This window comes from Aeromonas sp. HMWF017, assembly GCF_003061465.1.
Classification (GTDB): Bacteria; Pseudomonadota; Gammaproteobacteria; order Enterobacterales; family Aeromonadaceae; genus Aeromonas; species Aeromonas veronii.
Window position 1 is genome coordinate 1 of sequence record NZ_QAJD01000172.1, and the last position, 24,737, is coordinate 24,737.

Sequence of the window (24,737 nt, forward strand, 5' to 3'; positions counted from 1 at the left end):
CCGCAGATCAGGGCCGTGCGCTCGGGATAACGTTCGGCAGTGTCATCGAGCAGGGCAGTGAGCGGTTGTCCGCGCCACCAACCTTGTGCCCGGTAGTGGGCCGCCAGCTCTGCAGGCCAGGGGGTAAAGGGCACCAGCGGCTTCATGTTGTCACCTCCGGCTCCCGGCTTTCGAGGCCGAAGGCGCGCAGCATGGTGCCGAGCTTGGCGGCGGTCTCCTGCCACTCCGCTTCCGGCGAGGAGCCCACCACCACCCCGGCGCCGGCATAGAGCCGCAGCTGCCTGCCGGCCAGTACGCCACAGCGGATGGTAACCACCCACTCGCCATTGCCATCGGCATCCATCCAGCCGACGGCGCCACAATAGAAGCGGCGATCGTACCCCTCAAGCCGGGCGATGGCATGACGCGCAGCCGAGAGCGGCGTGCCGCACACCGCTGGCGTCGGGTGCAGTGCCAGCGCCAGTGCCAGCACGGGAGAGGGTTCATGGAGCCGCCCGGCGATACGGGTCGAGAGGTGCCACATGGTAGGAGTCGCGATCACCTGCGGCTCCAGGGGGACGTCCAACTCGCGGCAGAAGGGAGAGAGGGCCGCAGCGACCGCATCGGCTACCAGCGCATGTTCATAGCGATCTTTCTGCGCCTCCAGCAGCTCGGCACTGGCCGCCGGTTGATCAGGAAAAGCGGGGCGCGGACGGGAGCCCGCCAGCGGATTGCTCACCACCGCCATCTCGCTGCGTGACACCAACAACTCCGGGCTGGCGCCAAGCAGGGTCTCCCCCTCCGGCAGCGGGATCTGAAACACATAGGCGCCCGGATTCTGTGCCAGCAGGGAGCCATAGGCGTGTGCAGGGGAAGTCTGCTCTGCGCTCTGCACATCGATGGCGCGCGACAGCACTACCTTCTCGAGCTGACCCTCGCTGAACTGCTGCAGTGCCGCCCGCACCGCCCCCTGATAGTGGGCTGAGCCGGTCACTTCGCTCACCTCGCCACGGAGCTGACAACAGCGGGCGGGCAACAGGGCATCCCTTGCGACCCATTGCGATTGCGCCGGGATCACCAGATGCCAGGGGGATTGGGTATCAAACGGAATGGCGCCGATGGCGATGGGATTGTCCATCCCCTGCTGGCGCAACTGACGTAGATGGGCGAGCAGCTTCTCCGGTGGGATGCCGGTAAAACTGTCGTGGATACCGGAAGCAACCAATACCCTGTCACCGCTGGCAAAACAGCACACTTTATCCAGCCCGGCCGTTGCGGCGGGCCACTCTTCTTCCAGTGCATGGTCACACATGACGGTGCTACTCCTTGGAATGAATCACTACCTGAAACGACAAAATGTGAGTCATTTGACTCACTACATCGCAGGGTGAGCGGCATCCTAACAAGGAGTGAAAAAACGATCAACACAAATGAGAATCAATTTCATTAACTTCTTTTTAGTCAAAAGAGAGGGGCGAACGAAACCGAACATCGCCGATAAAAAAGAGTTGCGATCGGAGCAAATTCAACTTGATAATGATAACGCTTATCATTTGAATGTTATGGAAGATGTAAATAATGAAATCCTCAACCTCCCGTTTTATTGCCCCCAGCCTGCTGGCCACCACCATCGTCACCCTGCTGACCCAGCAAGCGATCGCCGCCAATAACGTGCCTCAAGCCGATGAGGTGATCACTGTCACCACCACGGCGCACAATACCCGCTCGGCACCCGCCTCCATCTCGGTTATCAGTGCCGAGCAGATCAAGGCCGCACCGGTCAATGACCTTGCCGACCTGCTGCGCCACGAAGTGGGCATCCAGGCCGAGACCGACACCAATGGCCGCAGCGATATCGGTATTCGCGGCATGTCGGGCAAATACACGCTGGTGCTGGTGGATGGCAAACGCCTCTCCTCCTCCAATGCCCTGTGGCGCGGCGGCAACTTCGACAATACCCCGGTACCCCTTGGCATGATCGAGCGGGTCGAGGTGATCCGTGGCCCCATGTCGGCACTTTACGGCTCCGATGCCATCGGCGGTGTCATCAACATCATCACCAAGCAGCCGGGCAAAACCTGGCAAGGGGCGGCGGATGCCGACTTCAAGGCCATTGAAGGCAAGGATGGTGGCGATCAGCACAGAACCAACCTGGGCTTTACCGGCCCACTGACCGACAACCTGCTGATCCGGATGAATGGCGAAGTGTACGACCGTCAGGCCTGGACTCCGCCCGAAGCGGCCGATGGCATCCCGCTCATCGAAGCCAAGCAGACCCGCAACTTTGCCTCCACCCTGAGCTGGCTGGTGGATGAGCAGCAGCGCTTCGAGTTTGACTATCTCTACAACCAGGATGAGCGCCCCCTCGATATCTTCCGCAAGACCGGCAACAAGGTGCACAGCCGCCAGCAGCAAAACGATCGCAACCTGTTTGGTCTGACTCACAAGGGGAACTGGAGCTGGGGTGACACCACCGTCATGGCCAACTACGAGACCTCCCAAATCGACGATTTCAATACCAGCTACTCGGCCCCGCAGCAGCGCGAACTGGAGGAGAACACCTTCACCCTCAAGGGCTACACCAATCTGGCGCTGGCCAACCACTACCTGACGCTGGGTGGCGAATATCTGGATCGGGAGCTGGTGGATGCGGTGAGCTACAAGGATATCGGCGGCAAGGAGAGTCACTCACAGGAGGCACTGTTTGCTCAGGACGAGATCGGCCTGACCGACAGCCTGACCCTGACTCTGGGTGGCCGTTACGATCACCACGAGATCTACGGCAGTCACTTCACCCCGCGCGGCTATCTGGTGTACGAACTGAACGATGTGGTGACCGTCAAGGGCGGTGTCAGCCAGGCCTTCAAGGCGCCGGCACCGCACCAGTACTCCAACGGCTACAGCATCGAGAGCTGCGGCGGCAGCTGCCGTATCTATGGCAGTGACAAGGTCAAGCCGGAAACCAGCACCAACTACGAGCTGGGCGTCATCGCAGGGCAAGGGATCTGGGAGACCAGCGCCACCCTGTTCTACTCCGATATCGACGACATGCTCACCTTCAAACAGCTGCCGAACTCCACTGACCGCACCTGGTACAACCTGGAGAAGGCCACCACCAAAGGGCTGGAGCTGACCGGCAGGCTCGATCTGACCGACGACATCAATCTGGGTGCCAACTACACCTACCTGAAAGCGGAAGGCGATCAGGGTCAGGTCCTGCCCGAACGGCCGGAGCACAAGGCCAACGCCAAGCTAACCTGGCAGGCTACCGAGCGGGTCAACGCCTTCGTTGGCACCACCTACACCGGCACCCAGTATGCGGAGCAGACCGTCAACAAGGCCGTAGTGCTGCACAAGCTGCCCAGCTATCAGACCTTCGATCTGGGCACCGGCTTCAAGGTCACCAGCAACTTTGATCTGCGGGTCGGTATCACCAACCTGACCGATGTGCGCCTGCAAGAGAAAGACCCCATCTTCCAGAACGTGGAACCGGGTCGCAGCTACTACATCAGTGGCTCGGCCCGCTTCTAAAGCTCATCAAGCCAACAGCGCGGGCCTCTTGCCCGCGCTGCATTGCCCGACACAATAAGGGGAAAATCCCCACTGGACAGCAATGAGCATGCAGGTTTCCATTGCCATAAGGATCGCTCATGTTCACCTCACTTCTGAATGCTTCACCCCTTGCCACCCTGCCCACACCGGATGAGTTGCTGCAAGATCACCCCGTCCCTCCCCGACTCGCCCGTCAGATAGCGCGCAGCCGCCAGCTTGCCCGTCATATTTTGCAGGGAGAGGACGACCGCCTGCTGCTGGTGATCGGCCCCTGCTCCATTCACGATCCGGCAGCCGCCCGCGACTATGGTGGCCGGCTGGCCGAACTGCAGGGCCAATACGGGGATCAGCTGCAACTGGTGATGCGCACCTATTTCGAGAAGCCGCGCACAACGCTCGGCTGGAAGGGATTTATCTTCGATCCCGACCTCGATGGCAGCGATCGACTGGAAAAGGGCCTATCCCAGGCCAGGGAGTTACTGTTGACCCTTGGACAGGAAGGGCTCGCCTGTGCCACCGAATTTCTCGATCTCACCAGCATGCTCTATCTGGGGGACCTCATCAGCTGGGGCGCCATCGGTGCTCGCACCACCGAATCCCAGCTCCACCGCCAGCTAGCCTCCGCTCTCCCCTGCCCCATCGGTTTTAAAAACGGCACCGATGGCAATATCCGGATCGCGGTCGAGGCGATCCTCGCCAGCCGGGCAGCCCACCTCTATACCCAACCTTCCGGTGATGGCCAGCTGGCACTGGTGCGCAGCCATGGCAACCCCGACTGCCACCTGATCCTGCGCGGTGGCCAGCAGCCCAACTATCAGAGCTGTCATGTTGCAGAGGCTGGAGACTTGCTGCGCCAGCATCATCTGTCACCCCGGCTGATGATCGATTGCAGCCACGGCAACAGCCAGAAGCAGCATGCCCGCCAGCTGCTGGCTGCCCGAGATATCGCCGACCAGCTGGGCGCTGGTAGCCATGCCATCGCCGCCATCATGGTGGAAAGTTTTATCTGCGAAGGGCGTCAGGATATCGGCAGCAAACCGCTGCGCTACGGCCAGTCGCTCACCGATAGCTGCATCGGCTGGGAACAGACAAGGCAGCTGCTCGATATGGTGGCAGAAGGGGTGGAGGCACGCCGTCAGCAGCGGATCGCCTTGGCGGGATAAATGGCGGATTATTCAGATAACGCAGAAAACAGTGTGGCCCCGATGGGGCCACACTGTTTGAACGCACGTCAGGCGACTGACTCACGCTCCACCAACTGGGCTTCAAACTTGAGCGCCAGGCCGTCCACAGGCTTGTGATCGAGCAGGCGCAGCGCCAACTCGGCAGCGCGGCTGCCCATCTCCTCGATGGGGTAGCGAACCGTGGTGAGCTTGGGATAGATGTAGCGGGCGTAGGGGATATCGTCGAACCCCACCACTGACACCTGCTGCGGGATCTTGTAACCCCGCTCCAGCAGGCAAGAGATCGCCCCCGCCACCATGCCGTCGTTGAAACCGAGCACGGCAGTGAACTCGACACCGCGCGCCAGCAGTTCACTCATCGCCACATAGCCGCCATTTTCGTCGGCAAAGGCGCGGCTGACGAGAGCAGGATCAAAGGCGATCCCGGCTCTGGCCAGAGTCTGGGTGTAACCGGCCATCCGCTGCTGACCATCGACAAACTCTTCATCATCGGAGGTGATAAAGGCGATGTTGCGATGACCAGCATCCAGCAAGTGCTGGCACGCGGTGGTGATCCCCGCCTGGTTATCGAGCCAGACGCAGCGATCCTCAAAGCCCGGTACCTGACGGTTGATAAACACGATGGGGGTAGAGCCAGCCGCCAGCTCGCTCAGCTCCTCGTCCGGAAGCGCCTTGCTGTGGAGGATCAGCGCATCGCACTGGCGCTGCAGCAGCGCCTGAATGGCGTGACGCTCGCGCGCGATATCATGGTTGCCAGACATGACGATGGTGAACTTGTTGGCCTGATCGACCATGGTTTCGATGCCACGCATCATCTGGGCAAAGAAGGGGCCGCCGCAGAGGTCGCCAACCAGCACGCCAATGCAGTTCGAACGCTTGCTGACCAGTGCCTGGGCAAAACTGTTGGGTCGAAAATTCAGTTCCTTCATGGCCGCCAGTACGGCCTCACGCTTTTCCGGTGCTACCTGTGCCGTGTTGTTGATAACCCGCGACACGGTGGAGATAGACACATTTGCCAGCTGAGAAACGTCTTTAATCGTTGCCACTATCCATTCCTTTATTGTGGGGGAACCTGTCGGTGCCGACGCCCGAGTATACCCTGCGGCCTGATGCAATTCCCGGAGCCAGGTCACCAGGCATGTTTCCTTTGGTAACAAAACCTTACCCGATGATACCCGGCAGCAGGGAAATTTGAAAACAGGGGCCGGCTGGCGGCCCCCGACTCAATAGGCGTGATTGAGCTCCCGATCCGACATGAAGCGCAGCGGCTGCTGCAGCTTGTGCTGATAAATGAGATCGAACGACAACACGTTTTGTACGTAGTTGCGGGTCTCCTTGTAGGGGATACTCTCGACCCACACGTCCATCGGCTTGTTGTCACTCTGCTCTCGCCAGCGTTTTACCCGTCCCGGCCCGGCGTTGTAGGCGGCCGCCGCCAGGATCCGGTTGCCGTCATAGACATCCAGCAAGCGCTTGAGATAGGCGCTCCCCAGACGAATATTCATCGTCGGATCAAACAGTTGCTGCTCGTTGCGATAGGGCACCCCCAGCTTGCCGGCAGTCTCTTTGGCAGTAGCAGGCATCAACTGCATCAGACCGCGCGCCCCCACCGGCGACTGGGCCAGCGGATAGAGGGCACTCTCCTGACGGGATATGGCATAGAGCAAACTGGTGTTCATGGTGCGCTCTTGCGCCATCTGGGAGAAGGTGCGTTTGAGCGGCAGCGGGAAGCGCAGGTCGAGGGCATCCCACGCTTCGGCGCGAATGCTGGCGAGAATGGCCAGCTCGTGCCAGCCCTGATTGAGGGCGATATGGCCAAACTCGATGCGCTGGGCCACCGGATTGCGATCCATGTTGTGGATCCACTCCGAGCGGGCCGCTGCAATCTCGTTCATCGACAGCAGCTCGCGCACCCGCAACAGGAAGGGCCAGCGCTGACTGGCCGTGCGCCAATCCGGTACATGCTTGACGCTCTGGTTCTTGATGCGATAAGGCACCCCGGTGCGCTGGGCGGCCATAAAGCCGTAGAAACCGCGCAGGTTGGCGGTCTCCAGATAGAGATCCCGCGCCGGTTTTTGCTGCCCCTGCACTTCAAGGGAGCGCGCCATCCAGTAGCGCCAGCGATCCTCTTTCTGACGGGCCATCGGCATCATCTTCACCCAGCCGGAGAGGCCACGCCAATCCTGCTCCCAGATGGCCAGTCGCGCCCGCAGCTCGGTAATGTCGGGATCCGCCAGCTTTTTCACCGTGCTGTCGACCCAGCTACGCTGGGCAATGGAGCGATCCAGCAGCAGGCGGCGGGCAATGGCACGCTCTACCGGTTTCACCTCGGCCTGGGTCAGGCCGAAACGGCTGCGAAATAGCGCAAGCTGGCGCAGCACCGACTCAGGCTCCTGATTGGCATAGCGGGTCAAACCGAGGGAGAGCAGCTTGCGGGAATAGGGATTGCTGCTGAAATAGGCCGGGTTCATCGCCTTGGCTGGCTGCTCGAACAGGGTCACCATCTGATCGCCATAGCTTTGCAAGCCGCTACCCAGGGTCGCGCCAAGGTGGCGGATCAGATTGGGGTTTTCCGCCTCGAACGCCAGCGTCATCCGCTGCCAGATCTTCTCCTGGGTTCGCTGACCGGATGCCTGCCACAGCTGGAACAGCGGTGAGCAGGCATCCGGACGGGATTGACCGCTCATCCAGATCTTGCCAGCCCCCTGCAACGCCTCTTTCTGCTTGCCGGTGTAATAGAGCGCCTGATAGTGCATGCAGAGCAGGTCGGTGGAGCTCGGCTTGGCCGGATAGAAGCGCAGGAACTGCGACCACTGCTGGCTCTGGGCCAGATAGGTCAGATAACTGCGCTCCAGCCGGTTGGACTGGGGAGTATCCCCATGCTGGCGGATAAAGCGAGTCACATCGTTGTAATCGGCTGCCCCCGGACGAAAGGCGAGCTGATAGTAATCGAGGTAAGGGAGCAGGGGGTAATGGGTCAAACGGGCACGAATTTGCTGGAAACGGGCCTGATCATTGGCCCGTACGGCGTCATACGCCTGACGGTAGAGCGTCTGGTCGGCAGTCTGCGCCATCAGGGTCGGCACAAACAGCGCCGACAAAACAATTCCCCATACAGCTTTCACTGAACATCTCCATTGAGGGCAATACACCGCCCGGTGGCGGTGGGTCTACTGCCTCTCATTCTACCCGTTGCCGGGCAGCGCTACAGCGGGGAGCAGGGACTATTTTTCTGCCTCACTCAGCTGCATTTCGCGCAGTTGCTCCGGTCTGGTCAGCCGCTGTACATATTTCTCCAGATAGGGCACCGGCAGCGGCTTGGAGGCGAGATAGCCCTGATAGAAACTGCACCCCTGCGCCTTGAGAAACTCCAGTTGCTGACGGGACTCCACCCCTTCCGCTGTGACGTTGAATCCCATATGTCGCGCCATGGCGATCACCGCCTCGACGATGGCCATGTTGTCGCCATCTTTCGGGATGTCCTGAATGAATGAGCGGTCGATCTTGAGCTCATCGGCAGGCAGCCGCTTGAGGTAGCTCAGAGAGGAGTAACCGGCGCCAAAATCGTCGATGGCAAAGCTGATGCCGAGCTCCTTGAGCTCGGTCATCTTGCTGATGGTGTCCTCTGCATGACCCAGCACCACGGACTCGGTGATCTCCAGATTGAGGCAGGCCGGATCCATGCCGGTTTGCGCCAGCACATCGTGGATCCGCTCGACAAAATCGGTGGCATGGAACTGCTTGGCACTGACGTTGACCGAGATCTGCGGAATGTGGATGCCGTTCTCCTCCCACAGCACATACTGGGCGCACGCCTCGTGCAGCACCCAGTTGCCGATATCGACAATCAGGTCCGTCTCCTCGGCAATGGGAATAAACTCGGCCGGCGAGACCAGCGAGCGACCGGCCGGCTGCCAGCGAATGAGCGCCTCGACACCGATGATATCGCCGCCATCGACCATATGCTGGGGCTGATAGTAGAGGGTCAGCTCTTGCTGGCTGAGGGCGTTGCGCAATTCGTTGTGAATGAGCAGACGGCGATCCGCCTGCTGCTGCATCGAGGCATCGAAGAAGCGACGGGTCTTGCGGCCAGCGGACTTGGCCTGATACATGGCGGTATCCGCCTGCTTGAGCAGATCATCGACCCCCTGCTCCCGATCCGGAAACAGGGTAATGCCGACGCTGGCACCGATATGCAGCACCTGCCCCACATAGGTATAAGGAGCGGCAATCTCGGTGATAAGCCGCTCGGCAATGATATCGGCCTGCATCTCCGCCTGGGGCGGGCTGGCCGAGAGCGATGGCAGCAACAGAACAAACTCGTCACCACCGAGGCGGGCCAGACAATCCCCCTGTCGCACCAACCGTTTGAGACGGGCGGCGACCTCCTTGAGCAGCCAGTCGCCGGTGGCGTGGCCGAGGGAGTCGTTGATGGTCTTGAAGTGGTCGAGATCGATAAAGAGCAGCGCGCCAATCAGACCGTCGCGGGTCGCCTCGTTGAAGGTCTGCACCAGGGTCTCATGCAACTGACGGCGATTGGGCAATCCGGTCAGCTCGTCGTAATAGGCGAGATCCTGGATGCGCCGCTCGGCCGCCTTGCGCTCGGAGATATCCTCGAAGCAGATGACAAAGTGGCTGATCACCCCCTTCTCATCCTGCACCGGCGTCACTATCTCCCACTGGGGATAGGTGTGACCATCGACATGGCGACGCTGGGTCTCCCCCTGCCAGCGGCTGAGGGTATTGAGCTCGTAGCCGAGCCCACCCAGATTGGGCCAGAGATCCTCTTCCAGATGCAGGCCCAGCACCGACTGGCAGTCAAAGCCGGTGATCTGGCTGAAGGCATTGTTGACCCGCAGGATCTTGAACCCCGGATCCGTAATGATGATCCCTTCGTGGGTCTCGAATGCAACGGCAGAGAGGCGCATCTGGGCATCTGATTGCAATCGCTCCAGCTCGGCCACCATCCGTACCGAGAAAGTATTGAGCACCGAGGTGAGATTGCTGGTATCTGCCGGGGCCGAATAGAGCAGCGCCAGATGGCCCAGAAGTTGGCCTCTGGCATCAAACAGCGGCTGACCATAATAAGTCTGCCCGGCGGCCAGCCAGGGTTGATACTCCTGCGACTCGTCGATCACCTCGAAACAGATGGCCCCTTGCTTGTAGAGCTCCTGACAGGGGGATCCCGCCAGCGGATAGTCCTTTTGCGACAACCCGTCAGCAGCCAGCACTTTGACCCGATCTGCACCGCACAACTCACCCACCCAGACCGCATCCACCTTGAGGATATGGGCCAGCTGGCTGACCAAGGTATTGAAGAAATCGAGTCCGGTGCGGGCAGAGAGCGCCTGCGCCAACTGGGTGAGCAGGGTGGTTTGCAGCAGCGGCAAAGAGAGATTGAGGGAGGATACCGCACTGTTGGCACTGTCGAGCGGGGCCAGCCAGCCACAGCAGATCTGCTGGGTGGGCACAAACTGGCCGCTCCAGAGCACATGGTTGAGCTGCCCCTGATCATCTTTCAGATGACCGATGAACTGTTCAGGCAGATGTGATTCATGAAGCCGGACGAGAAAGTCGGCAAAGCCTGCCTCATCTTCCGGTAACAGGCGAGCGGCCCAGGGATGATTGCCCTCCCCTTGCCACTGCTGGTAGGCCCCCTGATCAGAGAGACTCCACTGATCATGTTGCCGATCGAAAAACCACATGACTTGCGTGGCCTGCTGCTTCATTTACCACTCCAACACAACAACCAACCACGTTTGATGTCCAATCAGGCATAACAACGCCCCCTGCATCCGCTCATCAGATCGGAAGTTGCGAGGGAAGAGTACAAACATGCGATATCAAGCAGTGGAAACCGGACATGAGGTCGACACGAAGTGCTGCCAAGAAGGGACAGAAACGATCCTATTCCCGTCATACTGCCTGCCAGTTTCATGGAGCTCAAGCTGTTTTTGGCACGAAACCGGAAAAGATCACAATTTATAAGTTGCTGAATAGCCAAGGGAAGGTTATGTGACACAGATCACATTTCAATCTTTACCAATGAGTAATCTGAAGGTGAAGACACAAGCAAGACGACCCGAAGGGGGCCAATATGAAAATCGAAATTACCAGCAAAATCATCGACATCACCCCGGCTATCCGCGAGCGCATCGAATCCCGTTTTGAAAAGCTCGAACGTCTTCAGGTGCCTCTCATCACACCCCATGTGATTGTTTCCAAAGAGCGTCTGATGTTCACTGTCGAAGCCAGTGCTGGCATCCCCAACGGCAAACTGTTTGCCCAGGCAGAGCATGAGGATCTCTACGCCGCCATCAACGAACTGGGGCAAAAACTGGAGCGCCAACTCAACCGTCACACCGAAAAGCCGATTGCCCGTCGTGCCAATGCCGCGCTCAAAGAGCAGCCGCAACCGGATGAAGCTGACGCTTGATAGCATGCCGCAAGGCTAAAAATTCTAAAGAGCATAAAGGCGGGGTTACCCGCCTTTTTGTTGCCTGTGATTTACCCCACAAGCACAGCATTACGTCAGTGAACCGGCGTCATCAACTGAGCCAGTGCAACCGGGTATCCACTCCTTGTTGCAAACGGTCGAGGATCGGCAGCAATACCAGCGGATCCTCCTGGCGTGGCATATCGGCCAGCTTTCCTTGCAACCGCTCCCGCGCCAGCGGTGACAGGTTGTCGTAGACAGCCTCATCCAGCAGCGGCTGTTTGACCGCCAGCGGCGGTGTTTGCAGCACCAGCCAGAGCCGTACATCCACCATGCTTCCCCCTTGCTGCAACCGCTCATTGATGGCACTGCAGTCACTCCCCGCCCCTTCAGCCACCAGCACCTCTGCCGGTCTCAGCGCAAAGTACAGACGCCAGTCACGGCTCTGGGGAGTGGCCGCCGGTTTGGCATCAAACCAGGGCTGCTCCTCCACCGCATCGGTCAGCAGGGCCAGATGCAACCGAAAATCAGCGCGATCGCCATGCTGCAGGTCACGGTTGAGGCGCTGCCCCAACTGGCCCTCATCGACGAGCAGGTGATTACGGATTGAACTGGGCAGCATGAGATAACTCTCGAAAATGGCGATTTCACTGGTTATCGGCCACAAATCCAATTCTTTTAATGGAAAAATCCTGCTTGGGGGTTCACAAAACCGGAAGATCTGTTAGTATGCGCCTCGCACTTGTGGAGGGGTTCCCGAGCGGCCAAAGGGATCAGACTGTAAATCTGACGGCTCTGCCTTCGAAGGTTCGAATCCTTCTCCCTCCACCATTTCAAGTGCGACAATTTGAAAGCAATACCCCGTGGAGGGGTTCCCGAGCGGCCAAAGGGATCAGACTGTAAATCTGACGGCTCTGCCTTCGAAGGTTCGAATCCTTCTCCCTCCACCATCATTCAGAAAACCCGGCCTGGCGCCGGGTTTTCGCATTTATAGCCCGCCGCAATCCATTCTACCTCTGCACTCCAGTTCCTTATCGCCATTTACCTGCAGCCGATCGCGCAATAAAAAAACGGGAGGCCTGCGCCTCCCGTTTAGGTTCATATCAGCCCTGTTACGGGATGAAGCGTTACAGAGTAAAGCGATAGAAGATATCGACCGCCTGAGCCACCCCGCTCATCGCCTGCAGATAGAGCCGTGGCAATACCTCGTAGCGCAGCTTGAACTCGGCGATGGGGCTGAAGACCCCGACCCCGTACTGGAACTGCAAGCCCGGCAGCAGATATGCCGACAGGGTCACCTGGGTGTTGTCACCACTGCCCGCGGTATCGAGGGAGACATCGCTCATCCCCAGCGACTCGCCGATACTCGACACCACGCCGTTGGCCTGACTCACAGCACCGGCCACCAGCAAGCCGTTGAAACCGCCATCCTCACCGCCGGTCTGTAACCCTTTGCCGCGCAGCAAATAGGAGAGCTGTTCCGACTGCGCCATCTGCGGCTCTGAGTAGACAGTGATCTCCGGCTTGCTGGCAGGGCCGGTCACCCGCACCCCGACCGTCACCTGACCCTCGATGGTATCGGGATCCCGGTTGGCCTCGATGTTGAGGAATGGCCGATCCAGCGGACCGGAGAAGAGGATCCGTCCCTCCTTGATGATGAGGTTCTGACCATAGGCCTTGAAGCGGCCGTTGGTCAGCACCAGCTGGCCATTGCCTGCCAGCGGCTTCTCGGGATCCTGACGGATATTGAGACCGCCGGAGACATCGGTCTTCAACCCCATGGCATCGAGCTTCACATCGTTGCCAAGGCGGATCGCCACCTTCATCGCCAGCGGCAGGCTGGCCTGCTTGGGAGCTGGGGGCAGATCGTCATAGACCACGGTCACATCGTCGGAGACCGCCACCGCCGAATCCGGCAGGCTCTTGACCAGAATGCGCGCCCAGGGAATATCCACCTGACCGGTAATGCGGGTCTCCTCACCCAGCGACACGGCGATATCGGGAGAGACCCTGACCCGGCCCATGCCCGGATATTGCGCCTCCAGATCCTTGCCCTGAATGGTGAGGCTGCCGGTCACTGGCATCTTGGCCCAGCTGAGCCAGCCGCCCAACGCCAGCGGCCCCTTGCCCACCAGCATGGAGCCATCAAGCTCGGCGCGATTGCCCTCGATCTTGAGGCGGGTCACCAGCTTGGTCAGGGTCACCATGTCGGAGTGAGTCTGCACTTCACCGTCACGCAGGTTGAGCTGGCCAAACAGCAGGGGCGCCGCCAGGGTGCCGTCGAAACGGGCATCAGCGGAGATGATCCCTTGCAGGGAGCGCACCTCAGGGATCAGTGGCGCGAAGGTATTGAGCTTGAGATCGTCAAACTTGAGCTGACCACCGAGCAGACCGCGACCGGTGGGCTCCCTGATCAGCAGATCGGTATCGATATTGCCGATCTGCTTCGAGGCAAAATCGAGGCGAATGGCCGCCTGCTGCCGCTCGAAATCCAGGGCCAGGGCCAACTGCTGATAGTCGGTCTTGAGGCCATCGGCCACAAAAGTGCCCGGCGTGGTGCGCACCACCGCATGCAGGGTCGGCTGATTGCCACGCCAGCTGGCGCGGCCGTCGGCCGAGAGCATCGCCTGCCAGCGGAAGTTGTCCGGTAACCAGGGGCGCAGCCGCTTGAGATCAAACTCGCTCAGGGCAAACTCCAGGGTGCCCTGGGCAGCGGAAACCTGACTCCCCTTGACGCAGAGGCTGGCCCCCTGGGAGCCGAGGCAGAGATCCCCCATCGCCAGCCGCTGACGCGGCAGATCGAGATCCAGCGCCCACGGGGAGCTCAAGTCCCAACGGCGCAGCGGGGTTTTCAGCTGCAACTCGGAGAGCGCCCCGCGCCAGTGATCCCCGCGCACGCCGCCACCCAGTTTGAGGTTGGCGGCAACAGGGTCACCCTTCATGGTCAGGGTCAACAGATGCTGGCTGATATCACCGCTGAGGTTCAGGGCCAGCTGGCTGAGCTTGGTATCCCCCTGTTTCAGCTGCGCCACCAACAGCGAGAGCTCACCGGCCGGTTTAGCGCCGATCACCGCATTGCCCTTGAGGCTGATCCCCTTCAGGTCGGTGCCGGCATAGTAGAGCCGCTCGGAGGCGAGATCCGCATCGATTTTTGGCGTCTGCTGATTGCCACTCACCTTCACCTGCCCCTTGATATCCCCTTTCAGGCCGGGATAGATGCCCCCCAACTGGGGAGCCTGCAGGTTGGCATCGAGCTTCCACTGGGCGCTGCTGATACTGCCCTTGGCCTGCAACTGGTTGGGGCCACTTTGCAGCGAGAGCGCCGGGATCTGCCACTCCATCTTGTCGTTGCCGCTGAGCTCCCCCTTGAGGGCCAGCGGGTACTGGTTGAGTTTGCCATCCACCTTGAGCTTGGGCAGTTTCAGCTCCCAGTGGCCCGCCTCGTTCATCACGAAACGGCTCTCCAGCTCACCGGCCAGCGTCCCTTTCAGCTCAGGCAGCAGCTCGGCCGGATTGATCCCCTTGAACAGGGTGGTTCCCTGCCACTCAATCCCCTTGTTCCAGGCCAGCTTGCCATCGAGTTTGAGCTCCCCCTTGAGGGCATTAAGCTGCAAGGCGATCTTGCTGAGCCGCTCCAGATCCCCCTTCCCGTCCAGCGCAAGCTTGAAGGGGGGGACATCGGTCCCTTTGCCGGAGGTATTGAGGGCAAATTGATAGCCGGAGAGCTTGCCCTTGGCAGTCAGGCTCCCCTTGTCCAGCCGATAGCTCGGCTCATCTTTGGCAGGCTTGTGAAGAGGCCAACCGAGGCTCTTCCAGTCGAGGGCCGCATCAAAAGGGAGATCCGGGTCGAGGGCGGCCAGCGAGCCCTTGAGATTGGCTGCAATCGGCCCCTTGGCCGACAACGCCAACCCCAGCTTGCCGACCGAACCGCTCAGCGCCAGCGTGGCCTGCTGCCCTTGCAACTCGCCATCCAGCAGCCCCTTGCGGGCCTTGGCATCCAGCGTCACCGCCAGCGGGTAGTCGTCACTGAGCTGGATGTGTCCCTTGAGCGCCAGGTCGGCCATGGCGTGGCGCAGCGAGAGCTCGCGCACCTCGATGCGATCGTCGGCAGCAGTGGCCGACAGCAGCAGCTTGTCGAGCCCTTCGATCAGCTCGCCCTGCTTATATTGCACCCGGGTCGCACTGACCCCTTCCAGCTGGATGGGGAAAGGAAGGTGAATGGCGGGCAGGAGAATGGGGGCTGCCTTTGTCGTGTTCGCAGCAGGCGTCCCTTTGCCCTGTTTGGCTGTCTCGGCGCTGGCCTTGTCGTTGCGCGCCACCGCAGTTCCGGCTTGCTTCTCGTTAGCGGCCGGCTGTTTGGCAGATTTGGTTGTGCTGGCGGGTGCCGCGTCATCCAGCGTCACCGTCAGGTTATCGAGCACCGGGCCGCGTACAATCAGCCCCTTGCGGTTGAGGGTGGCGCCGATATCGAGGGACCCCAGGGTCACGGCCACGCCGGGCACTGCCAGATCGAGATCGGCCACCTTGAGGCTGTCGACCTGAATTTTGAGTGGCAGCGGGCGCCAGACAAAGGATTCGGAAGGCTCTTCCGGCGCAGGTTCGGAGTCGGCTACCTTGACCACCGGATGGGTCACCACCAGGGATTTTATCCAGAGCTTGCCCTGCAGCAACTTGCCGAGATCCCAGTCGAGCACGGCGCGATCCACCGTGACATCCACCAGCTCATCCTGCCAGCCGGCCCCTTCCAAGGTCCAGCCGTAGCCAAGCTGACCGGCCACCAGCTCCCCCTTGAGGGAGGGCAACGCCGCCCTGGCCTGTTGCCACAGCCACTTGTTGCCCTGATGGGTAAAGCCCAGCAGGCTGACACCGATGAGCAGCAGGAACACCAGCCCCATCAGCCAGAGAAAAATACGTTTTAGCCAGATCACAATGCAGACCCCCGCGCAAGATACAGCCGCAGCGGCCAAAGAAAAAAGCGTTTAGACAACATCATAATTCAGGCCCCAATGCGAAATGCAGCCGCAAGGGCTTGTCCTCCTCCGATACCCCGACCGCCAGATCCAGCCTGACCTGACCGATGGGGGTGACCCAGCGCACACCAACGCCGGTACCTATTTTCCAGGGTTCGCTGTAATCGGTGGTGGAGGTGCCGCCATCCACAAACATGGCCCCCAGCCACTTCTCGCTGAAGCGGTAGTTGTATTCCAGACTGGCCACGCTGGTGTAGCGGCCACCGGTCAGCTTGCCATCCGGTCCGGTGGGGGAGATGCTCTCGTAACCAAAGCCGCGCACCGTCTGATCGCCACCGGTAAAGAAGCGCAAAGACGGCGGCACCAACGAGAAGCTGTCACCTATGATGGCCCCCTGCTCGGCCCGCATCAGGAATCTGTGGTTATCGCCAAGAGTTCGCAGCCACTTGCTGCGCCCCCACACCCGCATAAAGCTGATGTCGGAGCCCCATCTGGGATCGGAGAACTCCAGCGTCAGCTGCTGGCGATCCCCCCAGTCGGGCACCAGGGTGCCGCGCACCCGCAGTCGGGACCAGGAGACCCCGGGGATCAGCAGCAAGCTGTTCCCCTCGTCGGCGCCCTGGGTATAGATCTCGTTCTCCAGCCGGATAAAGACGTCCCGATCCCAGCTCTCCGGCCGCCGCGTCCAGCGGTGCACACCGATGGTAGTGAGATCGGATCGGGTATCGTTGTTGTCCTTGTACTGGTAGCCGGTCTGGATGGAGTAGTAGTCCCGCAGCGGGTTGCCCACCGGGATCTGGTAGTCGAAGCTGAGCTCGGCCTCCGGCGCCGACACCTTGGCGGTAGCAAACAGACGGTGACCATAGCGGTTGACCCAGGGCTTCTCCCAGGTGGCACTCATCCGCGGGCCTACGTCGGTGGCGTAACCGATACCTGCCTCGATTTCGTGATCGACCCGGTTATCCAGCGTCACCGCAATGGGCACCCGATAGTTGCTCGCCTCGCTCAATACCGGCTTGATATCGACCTGACGGAACAGCTTGGTGGAGGAGACATCCTGCGACATCTCGGCCAGACGGATGGCGAGATAGGGGTCGCCGCTCTTGATGTTGATAAGCGGGCGAATAAGGTGAAGCGCTTCGGAGGTCGCCTCGTAGCGGATCTCGCCAAAACGGTAGCGATGGCCCGATTCGAACAGAATAAAGATCTCCGCCGTCCCCTTGTCCGGGAACACCTTGACCTGACTCTTGCTCAGCTTGGCATCAAAGTAACCGCGGGCCAGCCCGAGGCTGCCCAGATCGGCCTTGATGGATTCATATTTGGCGTGGTTGAGGGGCTCACCTTCTTTGAGGGGCAACTTGTCCAGCAGGGCGCTGTAGAGCTCGTCGCTGCCCGCATCCCCCTCCAGCAGAATATCGAGGCGGGAGACGATGACCGGCTCCCCTTTATCCACCTCAATCACCACTTTGGACGGGGTTTTCTTGTCGCGACTCAGGGTGATTTTCGGCTGGTAGTAGCCATATACCTGCAGCGCCTTTTGCACGCTCTCGGTAATTTTTGCGCGGGCCGGGCGGTATTGCCGCTCCTGATAGACCGGCAGGGCATTGAGGTAGGCTTCAACGTTATCCTTGTTCTCCCCTTTCAACCCCTTGACCTGATAGGTGAGCTTGGCGGCAAACGCGGGCGAAGCCAGCAGCGACAGCAACAGGCCCACCCCCAGTACCCGCAGGCCGCGGCGAAACGCAGGGCCGGACAGTGAACGCCCTGCCAGCAGGGATGAAATGCATCCTGTCAAAGGTCAATATTCCTGAATCTGTGGTGAAGGAAACCAGCGCCCTTTCGGGCCAACCCCGAATGCGGCGCAGCACGCCATGCAGTGCATGGCCGTGACACAATAATGCGCGCCAGAAAAATGGCGAACCTTATCCTAACATAGGCATCGGCCAGCGACAGCGCGGTGCCATTGGCAAATTCACCATATCTTTTAAGAGGTTGACCACAAATCACACATTTTGCTGACAATGACGACGCCCGCTTTCCCGATGGGAGCGAGCTGACCCGCCCTGAACAAGGGTCACTTCGTCGTCAGGCCCCCTTTGTCACCTCTCTCCCTCTCTTTACCACCAGAAACCCACCACGACAGAGTTTGTCGGCATCACCCCACCCTCACCGTATAACCAGCCCGGCACACCCTAAAGCCCGCCGTAGCGGGTGATTAAGAATTGCTCGTTCAGCGCAATCGAATTATCCCGCTGCCTTTGCAAGCGCCCCTCCCTCACACTTGAACCATCAACTGAAGGAGACACATCATGCATGCACGTAGCGAACAGATGGCTGACTATATCGCCGATCGTCTCGAGTTCATCACCTTCCTCGCCTGTTGCAGCGCCCTGCTGGCCCTGCTGACCGGCATGAGTGGCCAGCAGGCGCTGGCCTTTACCGCCCTGAACCTGCCGTTTGGCCTCGGCATTTTGCTGGCGATGGCACTGCTGGCCCCCCTGCCCGTCCACTGGCGGCTGCCGGGCATCACCTTGCTGCTGGCAGGCTGCGCCCTGATGACCCTGCAACTGGGGGGTGAGTGGCTCAATCCGCTGGCCATCTGGAGCCTCTACGTCCTGCTCGGGCTGGAGATCATCTGGCAAGCGCGTCCCCGCGCCATGCTGGCCACCCGCGCTCGCCAATAATACGGCCGATAAAGGGCGAGCTGTGATGGCTGACGCCAGTGGCAAATTGGGGTACTCTTGCGCCCCGATTTGCTACCACCCTTGGCGTTAACAACCTTCGCCATCACTCCCAGGAGCGCCCCGATGAAAAAAGCCTGTGCCCAGCACATTCTGGTCAAGACCGAAAAACAGTGTCTGGAGATCAAGGAGAAGATCGAGAAGGGAGCCGACTTCGGCCAGATGGCCAAGCGCTTCTCCACCTGCGCTTCTGCTAAACGCAGCGGCGATCTGGGGGAGTTCAATAAAGGGGATATGGTCAAGCCCTTCGACGATGCCGTCTTCAAGGGTGAACTGCTCAAGGTGCTGGGGCCGGTACGCACCAAGTTCGGCTTCCATCTGATCAAAGTGCTCTATCGCAACTAAGTCATCGCAACTGACCATTTTCTCGGTGAAGCTCCCCTCAGGCTGGCTTCACCGACCTCTGCATCTCCCTCGCAAAACTGACCAAAACCACGCCAAACTCTCATCAATTTACTAACGTTATCAGGCAATTAAGTTTATCCTTCTCGGCATTGTCCACATTCGACGATGGATCCCGTGCTATGCCCCGCTCTTGCTTGTGGCCCCTGCTGGCCTGGTTACTCCCGCTCGCTGGCGCCCTCGGCAGCCGCTTTCATCTCTGGCCCTGGTGGATCGGTTTTGCGATCTGTCTCATCGGAGCGCTTGTCTCCCTTATCTTGCTGGTGCGCCTGCCCTGGAGCCGCAACCGCTACGCCAGCAGCCTTGGCGCCTTGCCACTGCTGCTGCCGCTGACCTTTGTTGTGCAGGCGCTGCGCATTCCGCTGATCAACGATGTGAGCACCGATCCCTACAATCCCCCCCAGTTGCGCTGGGCGGCAGAGCTTAGAACAGCGCAGGACCAGCCAATAAATAGCGCCCCACTGAAAGCATTTGAGGCAAAACCCGGTCCTCTCTTTACCAAGGCCTCCCCTGCCGAAGTGGTGATTGAAGCCAACGAACTGATGCAAGAGCTGGGCTGGCAGGTGAAGCCAAGCCCGGATGGTCTGGATGCGGTGGTCACCACCGGCTGGTTCGGCTTTCAGGATGATGTGGCGCTGCGGGTCTTTGCCGGCCCCAAAGAGACCCGTATCGATATGCGATCAGCCTCCCGTCAGGGGCAGAGCGACTTGGGTACCAACCGGGCGCGGATCGAGGATTTTCTGATCCGGCTCAATGAGCGGCTCGGCCAAGCCTACAAACCCAATTTGAAACCGTAAGTGTGAAACAACAAGAAGGTAACTGATGCGCGTTGAGGTCAAACCCGACCGGGAATATGCCTGGTTTATCCGCCCCTTTTTCTGGCTGCAAAAGCGCAACTATGGTCAGGTGCTTATTCCGGGCAAGTGCTGGGGTCGCTCGCCGCGCCTGTTTGCCGCCGTCGCCACCCTCTACGGGGTGATCAACCGCAAACGCTCTCCCATCGACCCCGTGCTGCGCTCTCTGGTGACGGTGCGAGTCTCACAGCTCAACTGGTGCCGCTTCTGTGTCGACATCAACGCCATGACGCTGATCAAGCGGGCGGGCTCCAGCGAGAAGGTGGAGGCGCTGGCCAACTGGCGCGAAAGCCCCTTGTTCGACAAGCGGGAAAAAGCGGTGCTCGACTACACCGAAGCGATGACCGGGCTGGATGGGGTGAGCGATGAACAGGCAGCCCGCCTCAAGCCCTGGTTCGACGACGACGCAATGGTGGAACTAACCGGCCTCATCGCCTTTCAGAATATGTCGGCCAAGTTCAACGCCGCCCTCGATATCGCGCCGCAGGGCTTCTGCCAGCTGCCGGTGCAACCCAAGCGCCCCGCCCAGCCAGACAGCAAGGACGCCTGATGAACCGGACCCGCCTGCTGCTTGCGCTGGTGATGGGGTGCCTTATCGGCACCTTTTTTGCCCTCGATCTTGGCCGTTACCTCAGTCTGGGCGCCTTGCAGGCCCAGCAGGCGGCAGTGGCGCAATGGGTCGACAGCCACTTTGTCTCGGCCAGCCTGCTGTTCGTGCTCATCTATGTGCTGAGCACCGCCCTCTCCCTGCCCGGCGCCAGCCTGCTCACCCTGGGGGGAAGTGCAGTCTTTGGCGTAGCCTGGGGGCTGCTGCTGGTCTCCTTTGCCAGCACCATAGGCGCGACCCTGGCCTTTCTCAGCGCCCGTTTTCTGTTGCGCGACTGGGTCACGGCCCGCTTTGGTGACAAGCTGGCCACCTTTCAATCCGGCATGGCGAAGGAGGGGGCCTTCTATCTGCTGAGCCTGCGCCTCATCCCCATCTTCCCTTTCTTTCTGGTCAACCTGCTGATGGGGCTCACCCCCATCAGAGTCAGCACCTACTACTGGGTGAGCCAGCTTGGCATGCTGCCCGGCACCTTCGTCTATGTGCTGGCGGGCAGCGAGCTTGGCCAGTTAACCAGCACCGGCAATATCCTCTCCCCCGGCCTGATGGTCGCGCTGACCCTGCTGGGGCTGATGCCCTTGCTGGTCAAGAAATTGACCACGCACCTCGCGCAGCGGCGTCTGCTCGCCCCCTACCGCAAACCCGCTAGTTATGACTACAACTTGCTGGTGATCGGTGCGGGCGCCGGTGGGCTGGTCACCAGCTATATCGCAGCGGCAGTAAAAGCCAAGGTGGCGCTGATCGAGAAGCACAAGATGGGGGGCGATTGCCTCAACAGCGGCTGCGTCCCCTCCAAGGCATTGATCCGAAGCAGCCGCTTTGCCGCCGAGCAGCGCAAGGCAGACGAGCTGGGCTTTAGCCCAAGCCACTCCTGCGCCGATTTTGCTGCGGTGATGGCGCGGGTGGCCGCGGTCATCAAGGAGGTCGAACCCCACGACTCGGTAGAGCGCTATCAAGGGCTTGGGATGGAGTGCATCGAAGGGGAGGCGCGGCTGGTCTCCCCCTGGGAGGTAGAAGTCAATGGCCAGCGCCTTGCCAGCCGCCATATCGTCATCGCCACTGGCGCCCGGCCGCTGGTGCCCAACCTGCCGGGGCTGGATCAGGTGCCTTACCTCACCTCGGATAGCCTTTGGCAACTGCGCATCCCGCCACGCCGCCTGCTGGTGCTCGGCGGCGGCCCCATCGGCTGTGAGCTGGCCCAGAGCTTCGCCCTGCTCGGCATTCCCGTTACGTTGGTGGAACTCTCGGAACAACTGCTGCCCCGCGAAGATAGAGAGGTAGCTGACGCGCTGGCCGGGCAGATGAGCCGCGATGGCGTGCAGCTACTCACCGGCTGGCGCGCCGAACGAACCGACTATCTGCCCGCAGCCGAGGGGGAACTCCCCATCCGACTGCAACTGCGCCGAGGCGAAGAAACACAACAGGTTGAAGGGGATCAGCTACTGCTGGCGCTGGGCCGGGTCGCCAATGTCAGCGGCTTCGGGCTCGAAGCGTTGGGAGTCGAGCTTGCCCCCCGCGGCACCATAGCAGTCGATGGCTTTCTTGCCACCAACTTCGCCAGCATATTGGCGGTGGGAGACGTAGCGGGCCCTTACCAGTTCACCCACTTCGCCGCCCATCAGGCTTGGTATGCGGCGGTCAATGCCCTGTTTGGCCAGTTCAAGCGCTTTCGGGCCGACTATCGGGTCATTCCGGCAGCCACCTACACCACGCCGGAGATTGCCCGGGTCGGCCTCAATCGCAAGGAGGCCGAGCTGCAAGGCATTCCCTTCGAGGCGACCCGCTTCGAGCTGGCGGAGCTGGATCGCGCCATCGCCGATGGCGAGCGCCACGGTTTTGTCGAGGTGCTGACCGTGCCGGGCAAGGATACTATCCTTGGCGCCACCATAGTGGGCACTCACGCCGGTGAGCGGATCGCCGAGTTCGTGCTCGCCATGCGCCATGGCTTGGGCCTTGGCAAGATCCTCGGCACCATTCACGCCTATCCCACCCTGATGGAGGGGAACAAATACGTGGCGGGTGAATGGAAACGGGCCCACCAGCCCACCCGGGTGCTGGCCCTGCTGGCCCGTTATCACCGCTGGCGCCGTGGCGCCTGACAACTAGGGAAACTTTCATGCTCAAGCCATTCTCACAGCTCAACTCACACCTCAACCCTCGCCTCAAATCTCAACTCAAGCAGCGGCTAAACGCCCTGCTGTGTGCCCTGCCACTGCTGGCCAGCGGCCCGCTGTTAGCTAGCCCTGATGACAATTGGCAACAGACCCTTGAGGAGGCGAAAGGGCAGACCATCTACTTCAACGCCTGGGGTGGCAGCCCGGAGATCAACGCCTATCTGGTATGGGCCGGGCAGGAGCTGGCGCGCGACTATCAGGTCAAACTGGTGCAAGTGAAGGTGGATGACATCGCCCAGAGCGTCAGCCAACTGCTGGCCAACAAACAGGCGGGCAAGCAAGCTGGCGGCCCCATCGATCTGCTCTGGATCAACGGCGAGAACTTCAAGGCACTCAAGGAGCAGGGGCTGCTTGGTGCTCCCTTTACCACAGAGCTGCCCAACATGGCGCTGGTAGACGGCAGCCTGCCGGTGAGTGAGGACTTCACTCTGCCGGTGGAGGGGCTGGAGGCCCCCTGGGGCATCGGCCAGCTCAATCTGATGGTCGACACCGAAGAGGTCACCAACCCGCCCACCTCGGCAGCAGCCCTGCTTGCGTGGGCCAAGGCCCATCCCGGCCGCTTCACCTATCCCAAGCCGCCCCAGTTTCACGGCTCCAGCTTTCTCAAGCAGATCTTGCTGGAGTTGACGCCCGACCCTGCCCCCCTCTATCGGGAGGCGACCGATGCAGAGTTTGCCCAAGTGACCGCCCCGCTCTGGGCCTGGCTCGATGAGCTGCACCCAGCGCTCTGGCGCAAGGGCAAGCTGTTCCCCACCAGCGCCGCCGAAACCCGCCAGCTGCTCGATGATGGCGAGCTGGCGATGGCCATCAGCTTCAACCCGCAGGAGGCGCAAAGCGCCGTCCAGATTGGCGCCCTGCCCCCCAATGTGGAAGCGGTCGCCATGGCGAAAGGGGCGCTCACCAACAGCCATTTTCTCGCCATCCCCTTTAACGCCAGTGCCCGTGCGGGGGCCAAGGTAGTGGCCAACTTCCTGTTGAGCCCGGCGGCGCAGGCACGCAAGGCCAATCCGGCGTTTTGGGGTGATCCCAGCGTGCTACGGGCCGATGCTCTGCCTGATTCCGCCAAAGGGCAACCGGCATTGCGCTTCAAAGCCGTTGCTGAGCCCCACCCCAGCTGGCAACTCAAACTGGAAGCGGCTTGGGCCGAGCGTTACGGCCACTGATGCGTGCCGCAGGTCACCCGCTTGCCCGCTCCCGACCGTGGAGCCGGTTGTTGACCCGCCACAACGGGATGGGGATGAGGGGCGCTTATCTGGCGATCTTCGTCATCCCCCTGCTGGCGGGGCTGTGGCAGCTGCTGGCGGAGGGGCTGACCGCCTCTCATCTTGCCTTGCTGCTGGCCCAGCCTGGCCTGTGGCACTCCGCTGCGCTGAGTCTGTGGATTGGCGCCGCCTCGACCCTCGGCAGCCTGCTGTTGACCGCCCTGCTGCTGGCTCACAGTGGTAGCCGGGCTTTCGGGCTGCTCCGTCGCTTGCTCTCGCCCATGCTGGCCATGCCCCACGTCGCCTTTGCCATCGGTTTTGCCTTTCTGCTCGCCCCCTCCGGCTGGCTGCTGCGGCTCGTCTCGCCAGCGCTGACCGGATTTGAACTGCCTCCCGATTGGCAGACCATTCGGGACCCTCTAGGGCTCGGGCTGATTGCACTGCTCGTTTTCAAAGAGACCCCCTTTCTGCTGCTGATGGCGATGGCCGCACAGCAACCCATCCTGCTGGCACGCCAGCAGTGGCTGGGGGCGAGCCTCGGTTTCAGCGCCCCCCAGGTCTGGTGGCGCCTGCTGCTGCCGGCGCTCTGGCCAGCCCTGCGCCTGCCCATCTATGCGGTGGCGGCCTACGGCGTGGCGG

At 60.9% G+C, this 24,737-nt stretch carries 16 protein-coding genes, 2 tRNA genes and 1 pseudogene; 12 read left to right on the forward strand and 7 right to left on the reverse strand.

Annotated elements, in window-relative coordinates; all coding sequences use genetic code 11:
- Positions 1 to 142: 142 nt before the first annotated feature.
- The gene (locus DBR30_RS19170) at positions 143 to 1,291 is read right to left on the reverse strand and encodes an isochorismate synthase (protein ID WP_108541904.1); all 1,149 of its coding nucleotides are present in this window, start codon (positions 1,289 to 1,291) and stop codon (positions 143 to 145) included.
- Between the two features lie 266 nt (positions 1,292 to 1,557).
- Between DBR30_RS19170 and DBR30_RS19175 the strand changes: the two genes are divergently transcribed.
- Positions 1,558 to 3,510, forward strand: coding sequence for a TonB-dependent receptor domain-containing protein (locus DBR30_RS19175; RefSeq protein ID WP_108541903.1), 1,953 nt, complete (start codon positions 1,558 to 1,560; stop codon positions 3,508 to 3,510).
- Positions 3,511 to 3,629: 119 nt separating this feature from the next.
- Positions 3,630 to 4,694, forward strand: a complete 1,065-nt coding sequence (locus DBR30_RS19180; RefSeq protein ID WP_108541902.1) for a 3-deoxy-7-phosphoheptulonate synthase — start codon at positions 3,630 to 3,632, stop codon at positions 4,692 to 4,694.
- A gap of 68 nt (positions 4,695 to 4,762) precedes the next feature.
- Here DBR30_RS19180 and DBR30_RS19185 read toward each other — a convergent pair whose 3' ends face one another.
- The 3 genes from DBR30_RS19185 to DBR30_RS19195 form a co-directional block, all read right to left on the reverse strand.
- Positions 4,763 to 5,761, reverse strand: coding sequence for a LacI family DNA-binding transcriptional regulator (locus DBR30_RS19185; protein ID WP_040066127.1), 999 nt, complete (start codon positions 5,759 to 5,761; stop codon positions 4,763 to 4,765).
- Between the two features lie 177 nt (positions 5,762 to 5,938).
- The gene (locus DBR30_RS19190) at positions 5,939 to 7,840 is read right to left on the reverse strand and encodes a transglycosylase SLT domain-containing protein (RefSeq protein ID WP_108541901.1); all 1,902 of its coding nucleotides are present in this window, start codon (positions 7,838 to 7,840) and stop codon (positions 5,939 to 5,941) included.
- A 99-nt stretch (positions 7,841 to 7,939) separates the two neighbouring features.
- A complete protein-coding gene (locus tag DBR30_RS19195) occupies positions 7,940 to 10,444 on the reverse strand; it encodes a putative bifunctional diguanylate cyclase/phosphodiesterase (protein WP_108541900.1) in 2,505 nt (834 codons plus the stop codon).
- A 368-nt stretch (positions 10,445 to 10,812) separates the two neighbouring features.
- On the opposite strand from DBR30_RS19195, the gene hpf reads away from it, so the two are divergent.
- The gene (gene hpf / locus DBR30_RS19200; RefSeq protein ID WP_005334257.1) at positions 10,813 to 11,151 is read left to right on the forward strand and encodes a ribosome hibernation-promoting factor, HPF/YfiA family; all 339 of its coding nucleotides are present in this window, start codon (positions 10,813 to 10,815) and stop codon (positions 11,149 to 11,151) included.
- Positions 11,152 to 11,263: 112 nt separating this feature from the next.
- Here the strand turns inward: hpf and DBR30_RS19205 are convergent, their stop codons facing one another.
- On the reverse strand, positions 11,264 to 11,773 hold the full coding sequence (locus tag DBR30_RS19205; protein ID WP_108588483.1) for a VC2046/SO_2500 family protein: 510 nt from the start codon (positions 11,771 to 11,773) through the stop codon (positions 11,264 to 11,266).
- Between the two features lie 124 nt (positions 11,774 to 11,897).
- Between DBR30_RS19205 and DBR30_RS19210 the strand changes: the two genes are divergently transcribed.
- Both DBR30_RS19210 and DBR30_RS19215 read left to right on the forward strand, forming a co-directional pair.
- A tRNA-Tyr gene (locus tag DBR30_RS19210) sits at positions 11,898 to 11,982 on the forward strand.
- A 34-nt stretch (positions 11,983 to 12,016) separates the two neighbouring features.
- A tRNA-Tyr gene (locus tag DBR30_RS19215) sits at positions 12,017 to 12,101 on the forward strand.
- Positions 12,102 to 12,278: 177 nt separating this feature from the next.
- Here DBR30_RS19215 and tamB read toward each other — a convergent pair.
- Positions 12,279 to 16,079, reverse strand: coding sequence for an autotransporter assembly complex protein TamB (tamB, locus tag DBR30_RS19220; RefSeq protein ID WP_108541899.1), 3,801 nt, complete (start codon positions 16,077 to 16,079; stop codon positions 12,279 to 12,281).
- A 61-nt stretch (positions 16,080 to 16,140) separates the two neighbouring features.
- Entirely contained in the window at positions 16,141 to 17,916 is a 1,776-nt protein-coding gene (gene tamA / locus DBR30_RS19225; protein WP_108541898.1) for an autotransporter assembly complex protein TamA, read from the reverse strand.
- Between the two features lie 514 nt (positions 17,917 to 18,430).
- Between tamA and DBR30_RS19230 the strand changes: the two genes are divergently transcribed.
- The 7 genes and pseudogenes from DBR30_RS19230 to DBR30_RS22585 form a co-directional block, all read left to right on the forward strand.
- Complete coding sequence (locus tag DBR30_RS19230) at positions 18,431 to 18,805, forward strand: hypothetical protein (protein WP_108541897.1); 375 nt, start codon at positions 18,431 to 18,433, stop codon at positions 18,803 to 18,805.
- 123 nt (positions 18,806 to 18,928) lie between these two features.
- On the forward strand, positions 18,929 to 19,207 hold the full coding sequence (locus DBR30_RS19235) for a peptidylprolyl isomerase (RefSeq protein WP_005334269.1): 279 nt from the start codon (positions 18,929 to 18,931) through the stop codon (positions 19,205 to 19,207).
- Positions 19,208 to 19,386: 179 nt separating this feature from the next.
- The gene (locus tag DBR30_RS19240) at positions 19,387 to 20,061 is read left to right on the forward strand and encodes a DUF1499 domain-containing protein (protein ID WP_108541896.1); all 675 of its coding nucleotides are present in this window, start codon (positions 19,387 to 19,389) and stop codon (positions 20,059 to 20,061) included.
- Positions 20,062 to 20,086: 25 nt separating this feature from the next.
- A complete protein-coding gene (locus tag DBR30_RS19245) occupies positions 20,087 to 20,668 on the forward strand; it encodes a carboxymuconolactone decarboxylase family protein (RefSeq protein WP_108541895.1) in 582 nt (193 codons plus the stop codon).
- Entirely contained in the window at positions 20,668 to 22,821 is a 2,154-nt protein-coding gene (locus DBR30_RS19250) for an FAD-dependent oxidoreductase (RefSeq protein WP_108588482.1), read from the forward strand. The genes DBR30_RS19245 and DBR30_RS19250 overlap by 1 nt, the downstream gene beginning before the upstream one ends.
- Before the next feature lie 17 nt (positions 22,822 to 22,838).
- The gene (locus DBR30_RS19255; protein ID WP_258224505.1) at positions 22,839 to 24,059 is read left to right on the forward strand and encodes an ABC transporter substrate-binding protein; all 1,221 of its coding nucleotides are present in this window, start codon (positions 22,839 to 22,841) and stop codon (positions 24,057 to 24,059) included.
- Positions 24,060 to 24,133: 74 nt separating this feature from the next.
- Positions 24,134 to 24,737 (forward strand): annotated as a pseudogene (locus DBR30_RS22585) (ABC transporter permease); the annotation flags it as partial.

Coding starts and splice junctions, on each gene's coding strand:
- DBR30_RS19240 (WP_108541896.1), top strand. CDS start 19,387: ATGCCCCGCTCTTGCTTGTGGCCCCTGCTGGCCTGGTTACTCCCGCTC.
- DBR30_RS19245 (WP_108541895.1), top strand. CDS start 20,087: ATGCGCGTTGAGGTCAAACCCGACCGGGAATATGCCTGGTTTATCCGC.
- DBR30_RS19180 (WP_108541902.1), top strand. CDS start 3,630: ATGTTCACCTCACTTCTGAATGCTTCACCCCTTGCCACCCTGCCCACA.
- DBR30_RS19255 (WP_258224505.1), top strand. CDS start 22,839: ATGCTCAAGCCATTCTCACAGCTCAACTCACACCTCAACCCTCGCCTC.
- DBR30_RS19170 (WP_108541904.1), bottom strand. CDS start 1,291: ATGTGTGACCATGCACTGGAAGAAGAGTGGCCCGCCGCAACGGCCGGG.
- hpf (WP_005334257.1), top strand. CDS start 10,813: ATGAAAATCGAAATTACCAGCAAAATCATCGACATCACCCCGGCTATC.
- DBR30_RS19250 (WP_108588482.1), top strand. CDS start 20,668: ATGAACCGGACCCGCCTGCTGCTTGCGCTGGTGATGGGGTGCCTTATC.
- DBR30_RS19230 (WP_108541897.1), top strand. CDS start 18,431: ATGCATGCACGTAGCGAACAGATGGCTGACTATATCGCCGATCGTCTC.
- DBR30_RS19235 (WP_005334269.1), top strand. CDS start 18,929: ATGAAAAAAGCCTGTGCCCAGCACATTCTGGTCAAGACCGAAAAACAG.
- DBR30_RS19205 (WP_108588483.1), bottom strand. CDS start 11,773: ATGCTGCCCAGTTCAATCCGTAATCACCTGCTCGTCGATGAGGGCCAG.
- DBR30_RS19175 (WP_108541903.1), top strand. CDS start 1,558: ATGAAATCCTCAACCTCCCGTTTTATTGCCCCCAGCCTGCTGGCCACC.
- DBR30_RS19195 (WP_108541900.1), bottom strand. CDS start 10,444: ATGAAGCAGCAGGCCACGCAAGTCATGTGGTTTTTCGATCGGCAACAT.